Genomic DNA, 19,015 nt, shown 5'->3' with positions numbered 1-19,015 from the left:
CATTATCCTTGGTGCCATGGCTGTTTTTGCTTATTTTTAGAGCATGCAAACGGTACTGGAAAACCTCTCCAAACAGGAGCTGCTGGAGCTTATTTCCAGCCGTGACGAGAAGATCGCCTACCTGGAGGCCCAGGTGGCCATGTACCGCCGCATGCAGTTCGGCCAGAGGCGCGAGCGCTTCGAGGGCGACGCCTCCCAGTTCCAGCTTCCCTTTGAAGCTGCGGCCAAAGAGGTAGAAGAGCAGCACCAGGAGGTAAAGCAGAAGATCGACTACGTGCGCCGTCGCCCCCGCCACCACGGTCGCGCCAAGCTCCCTGAGCACCTGCCCGTGGAGGAGGTGGAGATACACCCCGAAGGAGACCTCTCCCAGATGGTGTGCATCGGCAGGGAAGTCACCGAGGAGCTCGAGTGTGAGCCGGCCCGCTTCTTCATCCGCCGCTACATCCGCTATAAGTATGCCGCCAAAGACAAAGAAAGCGTGGTGATCGGCCAGCTGCCGGAACGGGTGATCGACAAGGGCATTGCCGGGGCCGGACTGCTGGCCTCCATCCTGGTGGATAAGTACATGGACCATCTCCCGCTCTACCGCCAGAAGCAGCGCTTCGCCCGGGAGGGCATCCAGATAGCCTCCTCCACCATTGAGGGTTGGACCAAGGAGGCGCTCTTGAAGCTCGAGCCGCTCTACGAGCAGCTGGTGTTCGAGACCAAGGCAAAAGGCTACCTGCAGGTGGATGAGTCGCCGATCAAAGTGCTGGACTCGGATAAGAAAGGTGCCGCCCATACCGGCTGGTACTGGGTCTACCATGCCCCCCTGGACAAGACGGTGCTCTTCGACTACCAACCCACGCGCGCTGCGGTGGGGGTAAAGGCCATGCTCGATGGTTTCCGGGGCTACCTGCAAACCGACGGGTACGCCGTGTACGAAAAGTACGGCAGGAAAAAGGAGGTCACCCACCTGGCCTGCTGGGCCCATGCCCGAAGAGAGTTCGAGCGGGCCCTGGAAAATGACAAGGCAAGGGCTGGCAAAGCGCTCACCCTCATCCAGCTCTTGTATGCAGTGGAAAGGAAGGCAAAAGAAGAGGGGCTGGAGGCAGCAGCCATTAAAGAACTACGGCTCTCCGAGTCGCTGCCGGTGCTCAACGAGCTGGGCAAATGGATCTTCGAGGAGATCAAGAGCACGCTGCCCAAGAGCCAGATCGGCAAAGCCATGGCCTACGCCTACGCCCGCTGGGACGCCCTCTCGGCCTACCTCTACGACGGCAGCCTGCACATCGACAACAACGGGGTGGAGAACGCCATCCGGCCGCTGGCCCTGGGGCGCAAGAACTACCTGTTCGCCGGCTCACATGATGCTGCAAAGCGGGCCGGTATGATCTACTCCTTCCTGGCCATATGCAAAAAGCATGAGGTAAACCCCTACCAGTGGCTAAAACACACCCTGCAAAACATCATGTCCATCAACCACAAAAACATCAAAGACCTCTTGCCGCAGAACTTCAAAAACAAAGCAAATATGTAGTTCATAGGGCCGATACTTTATTCTGAACTACGATGAGAATGATGGGTACTTTGACCATGTGCCGCCTTTTGTGCCTCCCCATACAGGCAGGCCTGAAACTGGCTTAGCTTCTGCTGGTATAGATACACGTGTAGAATACGTAACAATGGAGCAAGAGAAGCAGAGAGGATACCCAGAAAACAGCCTTCGGGAAAGCCCGATTGGCTTGGGCTATCGGGTGCCGATGGTGGTTGCCTCGCCCTGGAGCCGTGGCGGCTGGGTAAACTCCCAGGTGTTCGACCACACTTCCTGCCTGCAGTTCCTGGAAACTTTCTTGGGTAAAAAGACAGGCCGGAAAGTAGCTGAACCTAATATCAGCGACTGGAGACGTGTTGTGTGTGGCGATCTGACTTCTGTGTTCAGGACATACAACAACGAAAAGATTACAGTGCCTGATTTTATTCAGAAAGTAACCTTTATACAAAGTGTGCACCAAGCCAGATTTAAGAAGTTGCCGTCTGATTTTAAATCTCTGACAAAAGAAGAGGTAGAAGCGAATAACCTCAATCCTGCTTTGTCGGCTTTTATGCCACAGCAGGAGCAGGGCATTCGTTCTTCGTGTGCTATTCCGTATCAGCTGCATGTGAATGGCAAGCTTAGCCCCGATAAGAAATTATTTACCATTGACTTTGAAACCAGGAAAGATGTTTTTGGCGATCTGACAGCTGGCGCTCCCTTTATGGTTTATGCCCCGGGTACATACAAGCGGGCAAATGCAGTAGAAGAACAAATGGCAAACTGGTCTTTTGCCGTTAAGGCTGGTGACCGCCTGGTTAATACCTGGCCGGTGGATGCTTTCGGGAGCAACAACTACCATCTGCGGGTTTATGGGCCAAACGGATTTTTCAGGGAGTTTATAGGCAATGCCCAGGATCCGGCAGTTGAAATCAGCTGTGACTATGAGCGCAGCAGGATAAATAAGAAAAGGCTCGCAGGCAATATAGAGTTGAAGATTGTAAATACAAGTAAAACGCCTTTTACCCTTAACATAACAGACCATGCCTATAAAGCTAATAACCACACATTGGTTGTGCAGGCAAGTGGATCTGGTCGGGAGGTGCAATCTGTTCGTCTAAATTTGAAACAGAGCTTTGGCTGGTACGACTTCAGTATAAAAATAAACGGGAATAACACCTTCGAAAAAAGATTCGCAGGACGTGTTGAAACAGGTAAGCCAAGCTATAGCGATCCCTTTATGGGCAGAGCAGTTGTGTAGTTGGGTAGTGATAGCTAACTATTCAACTACACAACTCATGCTCTAATAAAAAACTGACCTGTGCAGGTAGATCTTGACTTTTACTGAAGAAAATCGCTAAGAAATAATTCAATAAACATTGTCATTTTTTTTCAGTGACTGCCAGAAGGTTAGGAATATTATTTTCATATCCAGTAATACCGACCAATTTTCCAGATACCAAAGGTCAGCTTGGACACGATTGATCATAGAAGTTGTTTCCTTGGTTTCTCCTCGGAACCCATTCACTTGTGCCCATCCTGTTATTCCAGGCGTAAGGAAGTGCCGCACCATATAGTTATCAATGAATTGAGAATAATCATGTGTATGTTTCAGCATGTGAGGCCTAGGACCAACAACGGACATATTACCTAATAAAACATTGATAAATTGAGGAAGCTCATCAATGCTTGTCTTTCTGATGAACTTACCTAGCTTGGTAACTCTTAAATCATCTTTGGAGGCTTGTACACTATCGCTAGTGCTATTTACTTTCATGCTTCTGAATTTCAGACAATAAAAAGGCTTGTTGTTTTTTCCTGATCGTAGTTGTCTAAAAAAGACCGGCCCTTTAGAATCTAATTTAATTGCTAAAGCAACAATAGGTATAAACCAGCTGAGTATAAAAATTATTACAGATAAGGAAAAAACGATATCAAATAGTCTTTTTATAATTTCATTTGCCTTATTTTCTAATGGTTCCTGTCGAGCCTTTAGTACCGGTACATACCCGAATAGCTCTACTAAAAAATTACGTTGGATGGATCCTTTTACATCTGGCACAAGTCTGAAGCGAATCATATTCTTATCAGCCTCTTGCATTAGTTTTTCAATTTTTTTACTATCACTATAGGATAAAGCACAATAAACCTCATCTACATTATTGGCACATGCATAATGAATACATTCTTCAACAGGACCTAAGTAATTAATATGAGGTGGCATTTTCGAGTTATCATCGTCAAAAATGCCCTTTATCTGGTAGTTCAAATCGAGCTGCGGGTTAGAAACTATATGATTATATAAATCAATTCCACCAGATCCTGCTCCTACTATTACAATACTGCGATACCCTGGCCAAAATCTGCGCCGGTGCTTTCTCAGCAATAGTAAAAAGCACCTTATGCTTAATATGAATGCTGGAAAAAGAATAAAAAAATATAAATAAGGTGTAGGAGGTACATAAAGATGAGGGAGTGCGTATTTTAATAAAGCTGCTAATGTGGTAAAAACCAATAATGAGCCAATAGTAGCATTAATAATTAAAGCTGCTTTGTGTTTTAGCATATAGCTATGATCATAAGAAATACTTGTGCTAAAAAACCAGCAGAAGTTAAGCAGTAAGATTGTTAATCTTGAATCATACACGTTCCACCAATCTACATCAATACCTGCTATGAAAAACGATCCGCATAAAATGCCATTCAGCAGTGAATAATCAACTACGACATTAATCCATCTAAGTAAGGTAGAATATTTTTGTGCCATAGAATGTAAGGTTTACATTTCAATTAAGGTTGTTCGCCAGTTTAATGGTGAAAGTTATTATGCTGTTTAGCGAAACAAGTGTTAAAATCGTGCCATATTTATATTAAATATTTGTAAAATGCTTAAATTGCCTTATTAGTTTAATATATAGGATTATGACTTGGTATTATTGTTCTTAATAGAAATAGCAAAGTCTTTCTCTGGTAGAATGATTCCTAAAATGGCAAAATGTGTATCAATATGAGATAAAGTAGTAGCCTATTAGATAGCATAGAGCAGAGGGGATACGCATATATGGTCGGAAGCTCATCCTATAAGGCATAGTATAACATATACTCTTTTATGTTTGCTCTTAAAATAAGATTAATAAATCATTGATCATGTACTAAAGGAATGCAACATAGCTACCATCCATAATTTAGTAGGTGCATTCTCCTGATAATCGAAATACTAGCCTTACTTATATGTAGTAGCTTGTGTCAAAATGGGAAAAAATGTTTCAAAATGAAAACAAGACACAGTTTATTATGAGATTAGTTATACTTATGCTATGTGTAAAAGTTCTATTTGTGGCTAATTTTATGATTATCCAGGTATAATATTGATGTTTTTAAATATTGGCATAGTATTTCTAATGTAAATTGTCAGAGATTAAGCCACTATAGCCTCAGTTGGCTAGCATTAAATCTTTGTTAGTTATTGTTTTATGTATATAAGTGCTGTAGGAGAAAGTAAATCTTTCCTATAAATCCCAAAGAATACTTTTGATCTCTGCAGATTGTTAAACTATCAATTTACAATTGTGTTAAATGAAACTTTTAATATTTGGTTTCCAGCTCTAAGATGATAGGAAAGATAGCACTAGGTGTACAGGAAGAGCGAGAAACTATAAGAAAGTGGGTTAAAGTTCTCGGAGCATTTTTATTAGGACAAGGAGCAATTCAATTTGTACAGTTGCTGAGCGGGTTTTTGTTAATAAGGTGGTTAACTGTAGAAGAGTATGCTCAATATAGTATCACATTTGCCTTTCAATCAACTGCCCAAATGCTAGTTGAGCTTGGGTTTTCAGGTGCCATAGTAGCGTTAGTCGGACCTAAAATTCATAATAAAGAGGTTATTGGTGAATATATAAAAGCTGGTAAATACTATAGGAACAGATTATTTATAATAGTTGGCTTAATCTGTCTAATTGTATTTCCTCTGTTAAATTTTCATCACGGCTGGCCTTTATATATAACGTGTATACTGCTATGTTCAATCTTATTTAATTTATTTTTTTCTGGGCTAAGTGCATATTATACAACTCCGCTTAGAATGCATAAAAGGTTAAAAGATCTTTACTCTGTAGAGCTTAAAAGTAGTTTAGGAAGATTATCAGTGTTAGGACTATTAGCTCTCTTTTCAGGATTAAATGCTTGGATAGCAGCAATATTATCTAGCCTTACTTTGTGGTATAATGGTAGAGCCTTTAAGGAAAAAGCAGGTGTATTGATTGCTGAACCGGAAACTAGTTCTCAGGCTGCTCGAAAAGAAATTTACAGCTATATAAAGCCTGTCATTCCAGGTATTATTTACTCGGCATTCAGTGCCCAAATTGCGCTTTTTATCATAGGAGTATTCGGTAAATCTGAAAGCATAGCTGAGGTAGGAGCACTGGGAAGGTTAGGGCAGTTGTTTTTGATATTGAATGCAGCAAGTTCAATTCTTGTGGCACCCTTTCTGGCAAGGCAATCAGATAAAGTATTAGTAAAAAGATACCTCAACATAATGGCCGGAGCTACTGTGCTTGCCACCGGTATAGCTGCTTTCGCTTATGTATTTCCTGAACCATTATTGTGGATTATCGGAAGCAAGTATGCTCATCTTGAGAAAGAAGTAGGGCTGCTGATACTGAACTCCTGCATCATGATGCTTAATGTTCTTATGTGGGACATGAATTGTTCACGCAAGTGGATATGGACTTGGATACCCATAGTAAGCATAAGTAGTAATATTGTACTTCAGGTAGTGTTGGTATTTTGCATGGACCTTAGCACTACTTATAACGTGCTGGTTTTCTCTATAATTCTAAGTTCATTCAACTTGTTGAATAAAATATTAGTCGCATTCATAGGCTTAAATAAAGTAAAACATGAAGCTAATCTACTTTAGGGAGAATAAAAACTTTGGTGATGCCCTTAATCCTATCATCTTTGGTAAGTTCCTTCCTGATTTTTTTGATGAGGATGATAGCACAGTATTCTTAGGGATCGGATCAATTCTTCAGTTCAGAAGAGATGCTAAACATAAGATTATATTTAGTTCAGGTTTTGCTTACGGCGAGTTACCAACCATAGATAGTAGCTATGATGTGCAATGTGTACGAGGGCCATTAACCGCAAAAAAATTAGGTATCAGCGAAAAGCTAGCTATAACTGATGGTGCTGCACTATTAAGGGCATTCAATATGAAACACCCTATAAAGAAGTATAAATTCTCATTCATGCCTCATCATGGGAGTTTACATTTCTACGATTGGAAGAGGGTATGTGAGGAAGTAGGCTACCACTTTATTGATCCCTTGGGTGAAACAGATGATGTTTTATCTCAGATTTTGCAATCTGAAGTGGTTATTGCAGAGGCTATGCATGGAGCCATTGTTGCAGATACGCTTCGGGTGCCCTGGATTCCTGTTAAGTTCTACAAAAGCATAAATGAGTTTAAGTGGTTAGACTGGACTCAGTCTCTGAATTTACAATATGAACCAACAGTACTCAGGCCTCTGTATGATAAAGCTTCTGTTTCTAAAAAAATAACAACCAGGTTCGGCAATATTCCCGACTTTATTATAAAGCAGAGTGCACAGTTATATACCTCATATCAGGATGCTTTCTTACAGAAGTCAATTATCAGAGATTTTGCAAAATTAAGACACAGTAGAATTTTCTTAAGTAGAGAGACGCTGTTAGATGAAAAGGTTGAAAGATTGCTGTATAAACTTGAGCATGTTCAGCTGAAATACGAGAGAATCATCAAATAAAAATGAACTATGAAATTAGATAAAATCATAACCCTTGCTAATAAGAATGTGGAGTTGCAGTTTCTTGCAATGGAGAGATCTTTACGTGCGACAGGTTGCCAGCTTCCAATCTGGGTTATTCCTTTTGATGATAATAAATTTGATTTGCCTGAAGGTGCTGTTTGGTGGGAAATTGAGCCTTTACTTGCATGGTCAAAGAGCCATAATATGTTCTCGATGTGTCGGAAATATCAATGCTTTTTAACTGACAACTACCAGTATGTAGATTCTGATATTATATTTCTGAGAAACCCGGAGGAGGTTCTGGAGCCTGTCGATGCATTTATTACTTCGTGTACTCATTGGAATAATCCTGATCATACATACAACGATGAAACCAAAGCTTATTTTCTATCTAAAAGTACAACCTGGCAAAAAAATATTTTTAATGCCGGTCAATTCGCATGTGATAGAAAGCTATACACTTTAGAAACTCTTAAGACAACCTGCGAAGGTACATTTAGGAGCACATTAATTGATAAAATTCAAGTTTACAAAGATCAGGTAGCTATTAATCTTTTAGTCAGTTTAACTGGTGTTCCCATTATAAACCTCTCTTTACCGCCATACAATATGCAATCTACATGGGCTGGTGATTATAAAGAAGAAGGTTTTGAAGAAGTGTATTGGGGAGCTGGAAATGTTAAGCCTTATATTGTTCACTGGGCTGGTGTCCCGACGCATAGAAAGCTTGCAATAAACAAGTATTTCTTAAAGCAGCTAACTGCGGAAGAAGCTTTGTTGTGGAACTCAAAGACAGAAGCTGAGTTGCGCCATGATAATGCAATTTCAATAAATAAAATCAGGGGCAAATTACACAGAATCAGGAAAGCGCTTAAACATGCTTAAACTGTTATTCTGAAGGATATTAAACATTCATATCTGTTGATCTCATGCTGGATAGTAATAAGACAAATTCAGACCCATTTATTTCTGTCGTTATACCCACAAGGCACCGCAATGATTATCTGGCTCAATGTTTAGATTGTCTGCATCCTGATGTTCAATCACTAAAAAGTGATAACTATGAAGTTATTGTTTCAGACGATGGCTCCTTAACAACTTCGGAGAGCATGATTAAGGAAAAATACCCATGGGTGAGGTGGGTTGCAGGTCCACGTAAAGGACCTGCAGCTAATCGGAACAATGGTGTTCAGCATATAAGAGCTCCATGGATTGCCTTTACTGATGATGATTGTTTACCGAATTCCAATTGGATTGAGGCTTATGTGAAGGCAATTAAAACCAATCCTTCACACAATGTTTTTGAAGGAAAAACAATGCCAGATCGTGAGCAACAGCGATTTAATGAGGTATCTCCCAGAAATGAAAAAGGAGGGTACTTATGGAGTTGCAATTTGGCTGTAAGGGCAAACTATTATAAAGAAATTGGTGGCTATTGCGAAGATTTTCATTTCGAATTAGAAGATATCGAGTTCAGAACCAGAGTTATAAAAGATGGGCAAGAGCTGATTTTTGTTCCTGAGGCTTCTGCATGCCACCCATGGCGCTTAGTTAATTACCATTATAAAGTTGGAATAGATAGTGTTCTGACACTGCTGAAACGGCATCCGGATCATAGAAAGTACTATTCTTTAACAACGCGGCTTAAAATTCTTATTCCTCAATCAATCAACATTATACCTTATGCCTTTAAGTATAAATTTCGAGGCCTTAATTACGCGATAATAGATTTATTGTATGAAATAAAAAGTGCATTCTTAATTCAGTTTATGCTTTGGAGGCATGATAGAAGATTAAGAACTCAGAGATAGTAAATAAGTGCTCTTAACATAAGACAAACTGATATTTCTGGAGATCATAAAGCATAAAATAAGGCAGCTGTCATTCATTATCTAAATTCAAATTTTATGGCTAAATATTGTGTATTTGGAGGAGCTGGTTTCATTGGTCAGCATGTAGTTAATAAACTGCGGGTTCAGGGGCACGAAGTAATTATAGTAGGTAACAGCAGAAGAAATGATGCTCAACATTATGATTGGTCGAGCTTAGATTATATTGATTTAAAGCGCATTTTAAAGGGAGTGGAGGGCGTTATTAATCTGGCTTATTCTTCTACCCCAAAAACCAGCTTTGATGATCCTATTGCAGATATAAGAGACAACTTACCTTTTGCCATTAATTTTTTTGAGTGGATGGGGCAGTTCCCGATTAGTCGTATCGTTATGGTTTCGACAGGTGGAGCTATCTACGGTAACACCAATGAAAATCCAACTTCTGAGCTTGCAGAAACGAATCCTATTTCTCCTTATGGTATAACAAAACTTGCTGTAGAGAAATATGCACACATGTACTTTAAGCATAAAGGGTTACCCGTAATCTCTGTTAGGCCGGGAAACGCTTATGGTATCGGGCAAACTCCTTTTTCAGGCCAGGGCTTTATTGCTACGGCTACTTATTCAATTTTAGAAAATAAGGCTATTAGTATATTCGGGAAAGAAGGTACAATACGTGATTACATACATGTAGAGGATGTGGCTGAAGGAATAATTGCGGCCTTGTATGCAGGAAAACCTGGTGAAGTTTACAACATAGGTACTGGTATCGGTACATCCAATAAAACCATTTTGGATTATCTTTTTAAGATGGCTCTAGGCGATGGTTTTATGCTACCCGAGGTGTATTATAAGGAACTAAGGCCTTTCGATGTGTTAGAGAATGTACTCGATACGACTAAATTAACAAATCATTCAGGTTGGAGGCCAAAAATAGACCTTTCAGATGGTGTTCAAGAATATTGGAACCATGCTATGGCTAAAGTTTCAAACAGCAGCCTAAATAAAGTGCAGTGGGAATGTTAATTCTAAATGCGGAAAGAATATTAGCTACAGATTTTGACAACAATTTTATCTCTCTAAAAACGAATACTTTTATTATAATCTATGAAATCTGAAGCTATTATTTTCCTCTGTTCATTTGAGGAAATAAACAGAGAGAGAAAAGCTTACTTCGAGGCATTTTCAAAGCTTGTGGAAGTAATTTTCTATGATGGAAGCTTAAACATGCTTGCAAAAGAGATAAGCAGGCTTAGGCAAATAGACGTTGAGCCTATCTTAATACTTTATCCTAATCCATATTTAACTGATATTCCGGATGAAATTGTAGAAATTGACGTTCCAACTGCTTGTTTTCATATAGATACTTATCATGGAACGAAGAGCAGGATAAATGAATCTATGCTATTTGATTACGCCTTTGTTTTCCATCCAGGGTATGAGAAAATTTTCAGAGAAGCAGGACATCCTAATGCATTTCTGCTTCCTCATGCAGTAGAGGGACATCTATACCCTGAGTATAAAATAGCCAGAAAATATGAGGTAGGTTGGGTAGGACGATTAGATGGGAAATTGTATCAGAAGCGAAAGGCTCTTGTTAACCTGATTCATAAAAAATTCTATACTAATAACATTAACCTTTTCTACAATCAGGATGATCTAATAGGTGTTTACACAGATTCTAAAATTGCGGTTAACATATCCAGAGATGATTATTTGCAGGACGCAAATCTTAGGTGTTTTGAAATAATGGCTGCGGGAGCGTTATTAATTACTATGGCTCCTACAGAATTAACTGCACTCGGCTTTGTAGATGGGAAGCATTTTGTTACCTATCAAAACGAAAAGGATTTGGTTGAGAAAATAGCTTATTATCTGGCACATGAAGATGAAAGAAATTCTATAGCCAAGGCTGCTTACGAACTAGTACATCTGGAGCATACTTATCAAAACAGAGCTGCTTACATTCTGGATGTTCTGAAGAAAGAGAAGAGAGAATCAGGCGCACCTGCCAAAAGCTGGACTCCAAAGAAGATAAAGGAAATTTATTTTGAATATGCGACTCAGCAACATAAACTCGATCGAGCTTTCAGATATGGAGGGAATCTTTTAAGTATGCGGGACACCAGAATACCATGGATAGTTTACAGGCTACTGAAGGCAGTTTATGTAGAGTTCAAACTTTTATTTTAGGAAAAAATAATGGCTAAAATCGTACATATAGCAGATATAGATCTCAATCCCACTTCAGGAATGGGTAGAGTAGGATACCATTGGAAAATCGCATTTGAAAATGCAGGACATGAGTTTGTACACATTGGTAAGAAAGAGATAGGCAAAACAAGCCATCCTTCCCAATTTCCTCGGTTGGCCAGATCCTATTTTATTGAAAAACTAAATGGTACTGCAGATGTTATTTTAGCTCATGAACCTGTTAGTGGCTTTTTTACAAAATATCAAATTCCTGTTGTTCTTTTTAGCCATGGCATAGAACAAAGAGAGTGGGAGCTACGCCTTTCAAAGTACAAAAGGTATTATGAGCCTGTTAGTTTAAGAAGCCGTGTATTATTTCCGTTGTGGCGTTTGCGCCCGTGTAATAAAGGATTACGTGGGTCTAAAATTCTTCTACTTTCTAATTCTGAAGACAAGAGTTTTGTTGCGAAGCGGTTCAAAAGGAGGGATCAGGATACCTTTGTGTTTCGGAATGGTATTTATCCCGGCTATTTCAAAAATAGCAAAAGCGATCTGGAAGAAACTGAAACTTGTACCATCGCATTTAATGGCACCTGGATCAAAAGAAAGGGAATTGATTTATTAGTTAGAGCTGCTTCAATTTTAGCACAACGAGGAGTTAAAGTAAAGTGGTTCCTTTTTGGAGTAGTGTTTCCGAAAGATCAGGTACTAGCAGCGTTTCCTGAAAATTTACATGATCAAATTGAGGTAGTTTCTCTTTATAAGCCTGAAGAGGAGCAGGATTTATATAGTAAAGCAGAAATTTTTGTACTTCCCAGTTTTTTTGAGGGACAATCTCTTGCTTTACTTCAGGCTATGGCTTCACAGATGTGCTGTATAACATCGTCTTGTTGTGCACAGATTGATTTGATCAAACATATGCAAAACGGCTTACTTTTTAATCCGGGTGATGCAACTGATCTGGCAAATCAATTACAGTTTGCCGTTGAAAATAAATCAACCAGACAGAAATTAGCTGCTAATGCGCAAGCCTCTGTACAAGATTACCGCTGGGAATCAGTTTCGGAAGAAATTGTAAACATAGTAAAAGCAGTTCTGTAGATGGTATGGCAAGTTATACATAAAGGAATTTTCAGAATCATGATGTTCGGAAGGTACATCAGAACTAAGGTTCAGTTATGGCCAAGTTTACTTGCAGGCTTGCGTGTAGGAAGAGGAAGTACAGTTGATAGCCCCATTTTTACCTGGCCACATCAGGTTCAGATTGGAGATGACTGTGTAATCGAAAGGGATGTTTTCTTTAAATACGATGGCGTTTGGTCAGAAGGCCCTTCCATCATTTTAGGAAATAATACTTTTGTTGGCACTGGGTCAGAATTCAACATCAGTGATAAAATAACTGTTGGTCAGGATTGCCTGATAGCCTCAGGGTGTAAGTTTGTAGACCATGATCATGGGTATGATTTTCGACATTTACCTATCAGACTTCAACCTCCGCAAGAAGCACCTATTATAATTGAAGAAAATGTATGGTTAGGTTTCAACGTGGTGGTTTTAAAAGGAGTTACTATCGGAAAAGGGGCTATTGTGGCTGCAGGTTCTGTTGTAAATCAGTCTATTCCTGAACAGGAAATTTGGGGTGGTGTTCCGGCCCGTAAAATAAAATCCAGAAAATATGAAAAAAGTACTTCTGCTTAATGGTTGCCTAGAGCCTGGTAAAGATGGCGTAGGAGACTATAGCTTACTTTTCGCAGCAGAATTACAAAATCTAGGTCTTGAAGTTCTTTTGTGTAGTTTACATGACTCTTTTATAAAAAAGGTGTCGCAGAAATACTCTAATGGTTTAAATATTACCAGAATACCTGCTACACTTAGTTGGCATAAAAAAACAAAGCTGCTTGAGAGCCTTATTGATGCATGTAAGCCAGATCATATTAGCTTACAGTTTGTGATCTATGCCTTTCACACTAAAGGCCTACCTTTCAGGGCAATGTATTACCTGCAGAAAGTGCTTAAGAGGTTTTCGTCCGTTAGCCTTATGATGCATGAACCATGGATCGGCCGTTCATATCAAGAGCCAGCCAAAAGAAGAGTTATTGGCTTCATTCAGCGGAACATGATAAAAAAATTTATCGCTGAGGTAAGCCCTAAAGTAATACATACAAGCAATTCAGCCTTCCATAAGCTATTGGCCTACTATAAGATTGATGTAAAGATATTACCTCTGTTCAGTAATATTCCCTATATACCACATGCACGTTTACAGGTAGAGGCCTGGATGTTAGCAAATGACTGTATAGGCGTAGGAGAGCAGCTGAGAATTGGAATATTCGGACGAATTCCGCAGCAATGGAATCTTAAAGGACTTTTGGAATGGTTAAGCAAAGAAAATGAAAATGCAGTACTGCTACATATTGGTAAGGCTGATGAGGACCAGGTCAGGAAATTAAGTGACGAAATCAATAGTACTATACCTTCATTAAAGGCTTATTTTCTTGGAGAACGTGACACCGATTTTGTTTCTGGTTTTTTACAAACCATAGATGCCGGTGTGGCTGTTACGGCTACACAAATTTTAGGCAAGAGTGGAGTAGCTGCAGCTTACCGTGAGCATGGGCTTCCAATTATAATTGCCGGTTTGGATGAAAACTTTCGCAAGATTAATCTGGAGACCATCCTGCAGGACGATTGTATTTCGCTTAACCACTCGTTGGACAGCCAGCGGTTGAAATTAAGAAGGCGTGAAGCTACTAATACGCGCTGTCAGGTAGCCAGACAATGGGTTCAAGATGTACAGACAACTAAAGTATTAATATGAAAGTACTAGTCTCTAATCCCTTCAAAGCTTATGCCCACCAACTTAGCTATGCGTTGCAACAGGTAAACAGCCTTAGCTGTTTTGCAACGAGTGTTTGGTATACGCCCAACAGTTTTGATAAACAATTCAGCTTAATCCCAAGCTTTCTTAGAAACAAGCTTGCTAAGCAGTTTCGGAGGAGATCTTTTGATAAACTAAACACGGCATTAGTAATTACATATCCGATACCTGAGTTAATCAGGCAAATCATGCTAAAGTTTGGGTTTGTTGGAGAAAGGTGGTTTTTCTATGTAGAAAGGATTCATGATAATCATGTTGCAAATAAGTTAAGCCTTATTAAGCCAGGAGTTGTCGTAGGGTATGAGAAAGCCTCTCTGCAGACCTTTCGGAAGGCTAGAGAAATGGGAATCACAACTATCCTGGATTTAGCTCAGGTTCATTTCCGGCATATAGAAGCTATAGATACTCGGTATGGTATATTAAAGGGTTTGATTGATAGTCCATCGCTGTTAAAGCGTATAAACAGGATAAAGGAGGAAGAATATCGCTATGCAGACTATATACTTGTTTTATCTGAATATGCCAAGCAAACGCTGCTTCAGGAAGGTGTTCCGGGAAATAAAGTAAAAGTGGCAAATTTAGGTTTTGATCCAAACCGCTTTCAACTAAAGAAAAAATTTCCAACTCAAGGCACTTTCAGATTATTGTTTGTTGGAAGTGTGATGCGCAGAAAAGGCATTGAATTGCTTTTAAAGGCTTTTAAAGAATTAGCCTTAGCCGATACGGAATTAGTAATAATCGGTGCCATGGGAGATGCATCTGACATTATGGAGCAGTATAAAGGATCTTATACCTACATTCCTTTTCTCACTCACGATGAGCTGGTAAAGCATTATCAGCAGGCAGATTTATTTGTTTTTCCATCCTACCTGGATAGCTGGGCAATGGTTGTATTAGAGGCTATGGCCTGCGGAACACCTGTAGTTGTTACAGAAAATACCGGGGCAAAAGAAGCAGTGAAAAAAGGTGGTGGGTCCATTATCCCAATCCACGATCTGGAGGCAATAAAGCAAGAGGTGCTTTTTTATTATTACAACCGGGATCAGGTAGAAGAATTAGGTAGAAGGGCAGCTGCAATTGCAAGTGAATATACTTGGAAAGCTTATTACTCTCAAGTGGTTACTAACATCAGTGAATGCAGTAAAGAAACCACATTTCAAGAATTAGTATAAATTCCTTTTAGGTTAGATTGTGGCTACATTAGAAATAAATAAGTTAGAAGATACTGTAATACCGCTTGCAGCAGACAGTAAGACTCAGTTTATAAAAAAATCAATAGTGGTAGTTTTTCTACTAATGATTTTTGATGGGGCTTTACGTAAATGGGCCTTGCCTTCGCTAAGTACCCCGCTTTTATTGCTAAAAGACGCAGTAGTTGTACTCGTTTATGCATATGCACTATACTATAGGATGTGGCCCAGCAGTACCTCTGCTAAAATTGGATATACTTTATCTATAGTTTTTTTGCTGATAATTCCTTTTCAAGTCTTTCTAAGGGATTTGCCCCTCTTTCCGGTATTTTATGGGTGGCGCAATTATTTCTTTCTTGTACCCCTAATTTTTATAATGCAGGAATACCTGGAATGGAAAGATATCAAGCATATTGCACGACTTATGTGTCTTATAGCTATTCCTTCGGCTATTTTAGTATTTATCCAATATACTTCACCTCCAGATGCTTTCATTAACAGGAGCGTAGGGGGTGAGTCTGAACAGAATATATTTTATGTGGTGAAGGATGTTGTGAGACCTTATGGCTTCTTTTCTTTTACAAATGGGCATGCCCATTACTCCATTCTTGCTCTTTCGCTAATTCTGTTTAATTTTTTATTGCCTTATCATGAGAGATTTCTTGATAAAATACTTAGTCTCATCGTGCTGATGGCTGTATTGGTGAACATTGTGGTAAGTGGTTCAAGAACTAATTTTTTAGAAGCCGGGATTGTCTTTGTAACCCTTTTTCTGTCTGGTGTTTACCTGTTTAGAACACCTGTCGGCTTTAAAATAACAATTGCGACAATTGTTGGAGGTTTACTTTGCGCAGCTTTTATTATGCTATTTTTTAGTGCTAATATAGATCAGATGCAAGAACGGCAGGAGGTAGCAGCACAGGCGGAAGGAGCCATTACGAACAGAATGTTTAAAGATTATACTGTGGTTTTCACAGGCCTGCCTAAAAACATTCCTTTTCTGGGGTATGGGCTCGGAATGGGTACAGCTTATGCCTGGATTGCCTTTGGAAATACAGAAAATGTATACTTAGAATCTGAGTGGCTAAAAGTAGTATTCGAATCAGGAATTTTTTTCGGCTTTTTCTTTCTCATCTATCGCATCGGACTTAGTCTCTATGTGCTGGGGCATGCTTTTAAAATGCTTAGGTTTCACCATAGCCCCGTCTTATTATTATTGCTTATGTCAATTTTTCGGACGGTTATAGCTGGGCAAATGACATTTAATAACACAACATGTTACTTTGGCTGGCTTACTATTGGGTTGTGTTTGGCTATAGTTAAAGAATTTAATCATGACAACAGAGAACAGCAACAGATATAACAATCGAAGATTACTTCTTGTGGTGGACTACAACCCGGAAAAAGGAGGAGTTGCCAGGGTAGGATACCTGATGTACCGACAATTAGCTCCTAAAGTAACTGTTTCTCTTTTTGGCAAATCAAAAAGAAATGAACGAGTTATCGGTTGCGATGGGAATGTTGCGCTTTTCTTTTTCTATGTTTTGTACTACATGGTTTTTAAAGACTGTAGAGAAGTTTATTGTGATATGCTTGGCAAAGCTACTGCGTTGATTTTTATGCCTAATGTCTTTATCTCAAAGTTTGTAATATTCCTGCATGATGAGGAAGCTTGGTTTCGGGCAAAAGGCCGGCATTATATGGCTATGCGCAAAGCGACGCACCTTGTTTGCAATTCTAACTACACATTTCAGCGTTTCATTAAAACGCATCCTGAATTTTCTGATAAAACGAAAGTATGCTTATTAGCAGGAGTACCCACCAGTTTTTACAACACCTATACTTTAGAGGACTCGGAATTCTGGCCTTGGTTCAGTACAAAGCCAAAGTATTGTGTTTTCGTATCCCGGCTATGGAAGAAGCACCGCTACAAAGGTTACCTGGAGTTGTTAGACGCTTTTGCAGCACTTCACTATAACTACCCGGATTCGAAACTTAAATTGGTTATTATAGGAAGGGGAGATGATGAGAGATACGTAGCATCCAGGATACAGCAGTATGGGCTTCAGGACAGGGTTTATTTATTTAATAATGTTAATGATAAAGACTTGGTTCTCTTTTACCAGCACTCAGAGGCCTTAATGTTTCCTAGCTCAAGAGAAGGCTTTGGCTATGTATTTCTGGAAGCGATGTTTGCGAAGAAAGCATGTATTGGTTTAAAAGGCCAACCAGCAGAGGAGATAATTGAAGAAGGTAAGTCTGGTTTTCTGTTGCAAGATAACCAACCAGAAACCCTTTTAAAAGTCTTAAGAGATATTGATGAATTTCCTGAAAAGTACTCAGCAATGGGCGAGATAGGGTACGAAATTTACCATAATAAATTCACTTTTGAGCATTTTAAAGAACGTTTTGAGTCTTCAATTGCCGTTTAATCAAAACTTCAATATAGTTTAAACTATTATATTGATATGGAGCACAACAAAGTTTTTTATTGGTTAGATCTTATCAGAGGTATAGCAGCATTACAAGTCTGTATAGGACATATTAGAAGTCTTTTCTTTCAAGATTATGCCGATGTTGATAAAAGTGTTTTTACTAAAGCCTTTTATTTTCTTACTGGATTTGGACATCAAGCAGTTGTTATCTTCTTTGTGCTTAGTGGTTTCTTTATAATAAGGAGCATTTATACTGCTTATGAAAACTCAAAGTGGTCATTAAAAAACTACTTGATAGATAGGCTGTCAAGGCTTTGGATAGTCTTGATTCCTGCTCTATTTATCACATTAGTATTAGATGTCGTTGGTACAGGGCTATTGCCGGAGTCTCCAGCATATTTAGGAAAGATTGAAAACTTGGCTGACATCAATCCTAATGATAAGCTTCATGCTGGTGTGCTAATTGGTAATTTGTTTTTTTTACAAACCATCTTCATACCAACTTATGGTTCAAACGCTCCCTTGTGGAGTTTAGCTTATGAGTTTTGGTACTATATTATTTTTCCTGTTCTATTTATGGCCTATAAAGTAGAAGATGGTTCTTATAAGAAGATTTTGCTCTGTTTGATCGGATTGCTCTTACTTATAATGGTTGGTAAAAGTATTGCGCTTTATTTTTTAATATGGCTGATGGGAGGTGCAAGCTATTTCCTGCTGAAGCGGTTTAATACCAGATTTTTATCAAAGCCGCACATATTGCTTACTATAATAACCATGTTTGCGGTTGTTCTTAGCTGCGTGCGTGTTGGAATACTACCAGTTTTTTTCAATGATTTTTCATTAGGAGTGGTTACGGCAATTTTGGTTGTGGCTTTGGTAAACTGTAACATGAAGTTTTCCTTCTTAAGAAAAATAGCACTGTTCATTTCTAATATTTCTTTTACACTTTACCTTACACATATGCCATTTGCAGTTCTGATTACTGGACTTATAGTAGAGCAGAGGGTGGCATGGGATATCGATTCATTTTTTATGTTTATTCTTATATGTGTTACCACCATAGCCTATAGCTATACAATGTGGTTACTCTTTGAGAAACGTACTCCGGTGGTAAAAAAATGGATAAAGGCTAAAGTAAACTCTACTAGAAAAGAGACAGCAACTACTGTTAAAGCTTAATATAAA

16 protein-coding genes are annotated in these 19,015 nt (G+C 39.3%); 15 read left to right on the top strand and 1 reads right to left on the bottom strand.

All coding sequences use genetic code 11. The annotated features are described in order from the left end of the window. Nucleotides 1-43: 43 nt before the first annotated feature. Both C1N53_RS09700 and C1N53_RS09695 read left to right on the top strand, forming a co-directional pair. Nucleotides 44-1,519, top strand: a complete 1,476-nt coding sequence (locus tag C1N53_RS09700; protein ID WP_137759115.1) for an IS66 family transposase — start codon at nt 44-46, stop codon at nt 1,517-1,519. 19 nt (nt 1,520-1,538) lie between these two features. Further along, nucleotides 1,539-2,774: a phospholipase domain-containing protein gene (locus C1N53_RS09695; protein WP_371415966.1), complete on the top strand. Its 1,236-nt coding sequence runs from the start codon at nt 1,539-1,541 to the stop codon at nt 2,772-2,774. A gap of 108 nt (nt 2,775-2,882) precedes the next feature. Here the strand turns inward: C1N53_RS09695 and C1N53_RS09690 are convergent, their stop codons facing one another. Continuing rightward, nucleotides 2,883-4,280 (bottom strand): undecaprenyl-phosphate glucose phosphotransferase, encoded by a 1,398-nt coding sequence (locus C1N53_RS09690; RefSeq protein WP_137759113.1) that lies wholly within the window; start codon nt 4,278-4,280, stop codon nt 2,883-2,885. A gap of 843 nt (nt 4,281-5,123) precedes the next feature. On the opposite strand from C1N53_RS09690, the gene C1N53_RS09685 reads away from it, so the two are divergent. The 13 genes from C1N53_RS09685 to C1N53_RS09625 all read left to right on the top strand — a co-directional run bounded on the left by C1N53_RS09685 (nt 5,124) and on the right by C1N53_RS09625 (nt 19,009). Further along, nucleotides 5,124-6,431: a lipopolysaccharide biosynthesis protein gene (locus C1N53_RS09685; RefSeq protein ID WP_137759112.1), complete on the top strand. Its 1,308-nt coding sequence runs from the start codon at nt 5,124-5,126 to the stop codon at nt 6,429-6,431. Then, on the top strand, nt 6,412-7,299 hold the full coding sequence (locus tag C1N53_RS09680) for a polysaccharide pyruvyl transferase family protein (protein WP_137759111.1): 888 nt from the start codon (nt 6,412-6,414) through the stop codon (nt 7,297-7,299). The genes C1N53_RS09685 and C1N53_RS09680 overlap by 20 nt, the downstream gene beginning before the upstream one ends. A gap of 9 nt (nt 7,300-7,308) precedes the next feature. After that, entirely contained in the window at nt 7,309-8,187 is an 879-nt protein-coding gene (locus tag C1N53_RS09675) for a hypothetical protein (RefSeq protein ID WP_137759110.1), read from the top strand. 44 nt (nt 8,188-8,231) lie between these two features. Then, complete coding sequence (locus tag C1N53_RS09670; protein ID WP_137759109.1) at nt 8,232-9,113, top strand: glycosyltransferase family 2 protein; 882 nt, start codon at nt 8,232-8,234, stop codon at nt 9,111-9,113. A 96-nt stretch (nt 9,114-9,209) separates the two neighbouring features. Beyond that, complete coding sequence (locus C1N53_RS09665) at nt 9,210-10,160, top strand: NAD-dependent epimerase/dehydratase family protein (RefSeq protein ID WP_137759108.1); 951 nt, start codon at nt 9,210-9,212, stop codon at nt 10,158-10,160. 81 nt (nt 10,161-10,241) lie between these two features. Then, a complete protein-coding gene (locus C1N53_RS09660) occupies nt 10,242-11,327 on the top strand; it encodes a glycosyltransferase (protein ID WP_137759107.1) in 1,086 nt (361 codons plus the stop codon). Nucleotides 11,328-11,336: 9 nt separating this feature from the next. Further along, nucleotides 11,337-12,428 carry a glycosyltransferase family 4 protein gene (locus C1N53_RS09655; protein ID WP_137759106.1) on the top strand — a complete coding sequence of 364 codons (1,092 nt, stop codon included), beginning with the start codon at nt 11,337-11,339 and terminating at the stop codon, nt 12,426-12,428. Nucleotides 12,429-12,527: 99 nt separating this feature from the next. Then, nucleotides 12,528-13,025: an acyltransferase gene (locus tag C1N53_RS09650; protein ID WP_240773446.1), complete on the top strand. Its 498-nt coding sequence runs from the start codon at nt 12,528-12,530 to the stop codon at nt 13,023-13,025. Then, entirely contained in the window at nt 13,003-14,145 is a 1,143-nt protein-coding gene (locus C1N53_RS09645) for a glycosyltransferase family 4 protein (RefSeq protein ID WP_137759105.1), read from the top strand. The genes C1N53_RS09650 and C1N53_RS09645 overlap by 23 nt, the downstream gene beginning before the upstream one ends. Further along, the gene (locus tag C1N53_RS09640) at nt 14,142-15,377 is read left to right on the top strand and encodes a glycosyltransferase family 4 protein (RefSeq protein WP_137759104.1); all 1,236 of its coding nucleotides are present in this window, start codon (nt 14,142-14,144) and stop codon (nt 15,375-15,377) included. Before C1N53_RS09645 ends, C1N53_RS09640 begins: the two co-directional genes overlap by 4 nt. A 19-nt stretch (nt 15,378-15,396) precedes the next feature. Beyond that, the gene (locus C1N53_RS09635) at nt 15,397-16,758 is read left to right on the top strand and encodes a hypothetical protein (protein WP_137759103.1); all 1,362 of its coding nucleotides are present in this window, start codon (nt 15,397-15,399) and stop codon (nt 16,756-16,758) included. Then, the gene (locus C1N53_RS09630; RefSeq protein ID WP_137759102.1) at nt 16,730-17,827 is read left to right on the top strand and encodes a glycosyltransferase family 4 protein; all 1,098 of its coding nucleotides are present in this window, start codon (nt 16,730-16,732) and stop codon (nt 17,825-17,827) included. The genes C1N53_RS09635 and C1N53_RS09630 overlap by 29 nt, the downstream gene beginning before the upstream one ends. Before the next feature lie 36 nt (nt 17,828-17,863). Beyond that, a complete protein-coding gene (locus C1N53_RS09625; RefSeq protein WP_137759101.1) occupies nt 17,864-19,009 on the top strand; it encodes an acyltransferase in 1,146 nt (381 codons plus the stop codon). The last annotated feature ends 6 nt before the right edge of the window (nt 19,010-19,015 follow it).

The sequence above is a fragment of the Pontibacter sp. SGAir0037 genome (assembly GCF_005491705.1).
Taxonomy (GTDB): domain Bacteria; phylum Bacteroidota; class Bacteroidia; order Cytophagales; family Hymenobacteraceae; genus Pontibacter.
The sequence above is the reverse complement of the archived record's forward strand: the minus strand, read 5'-3'. Positions and strand labels throughout refer to the sequence as shown.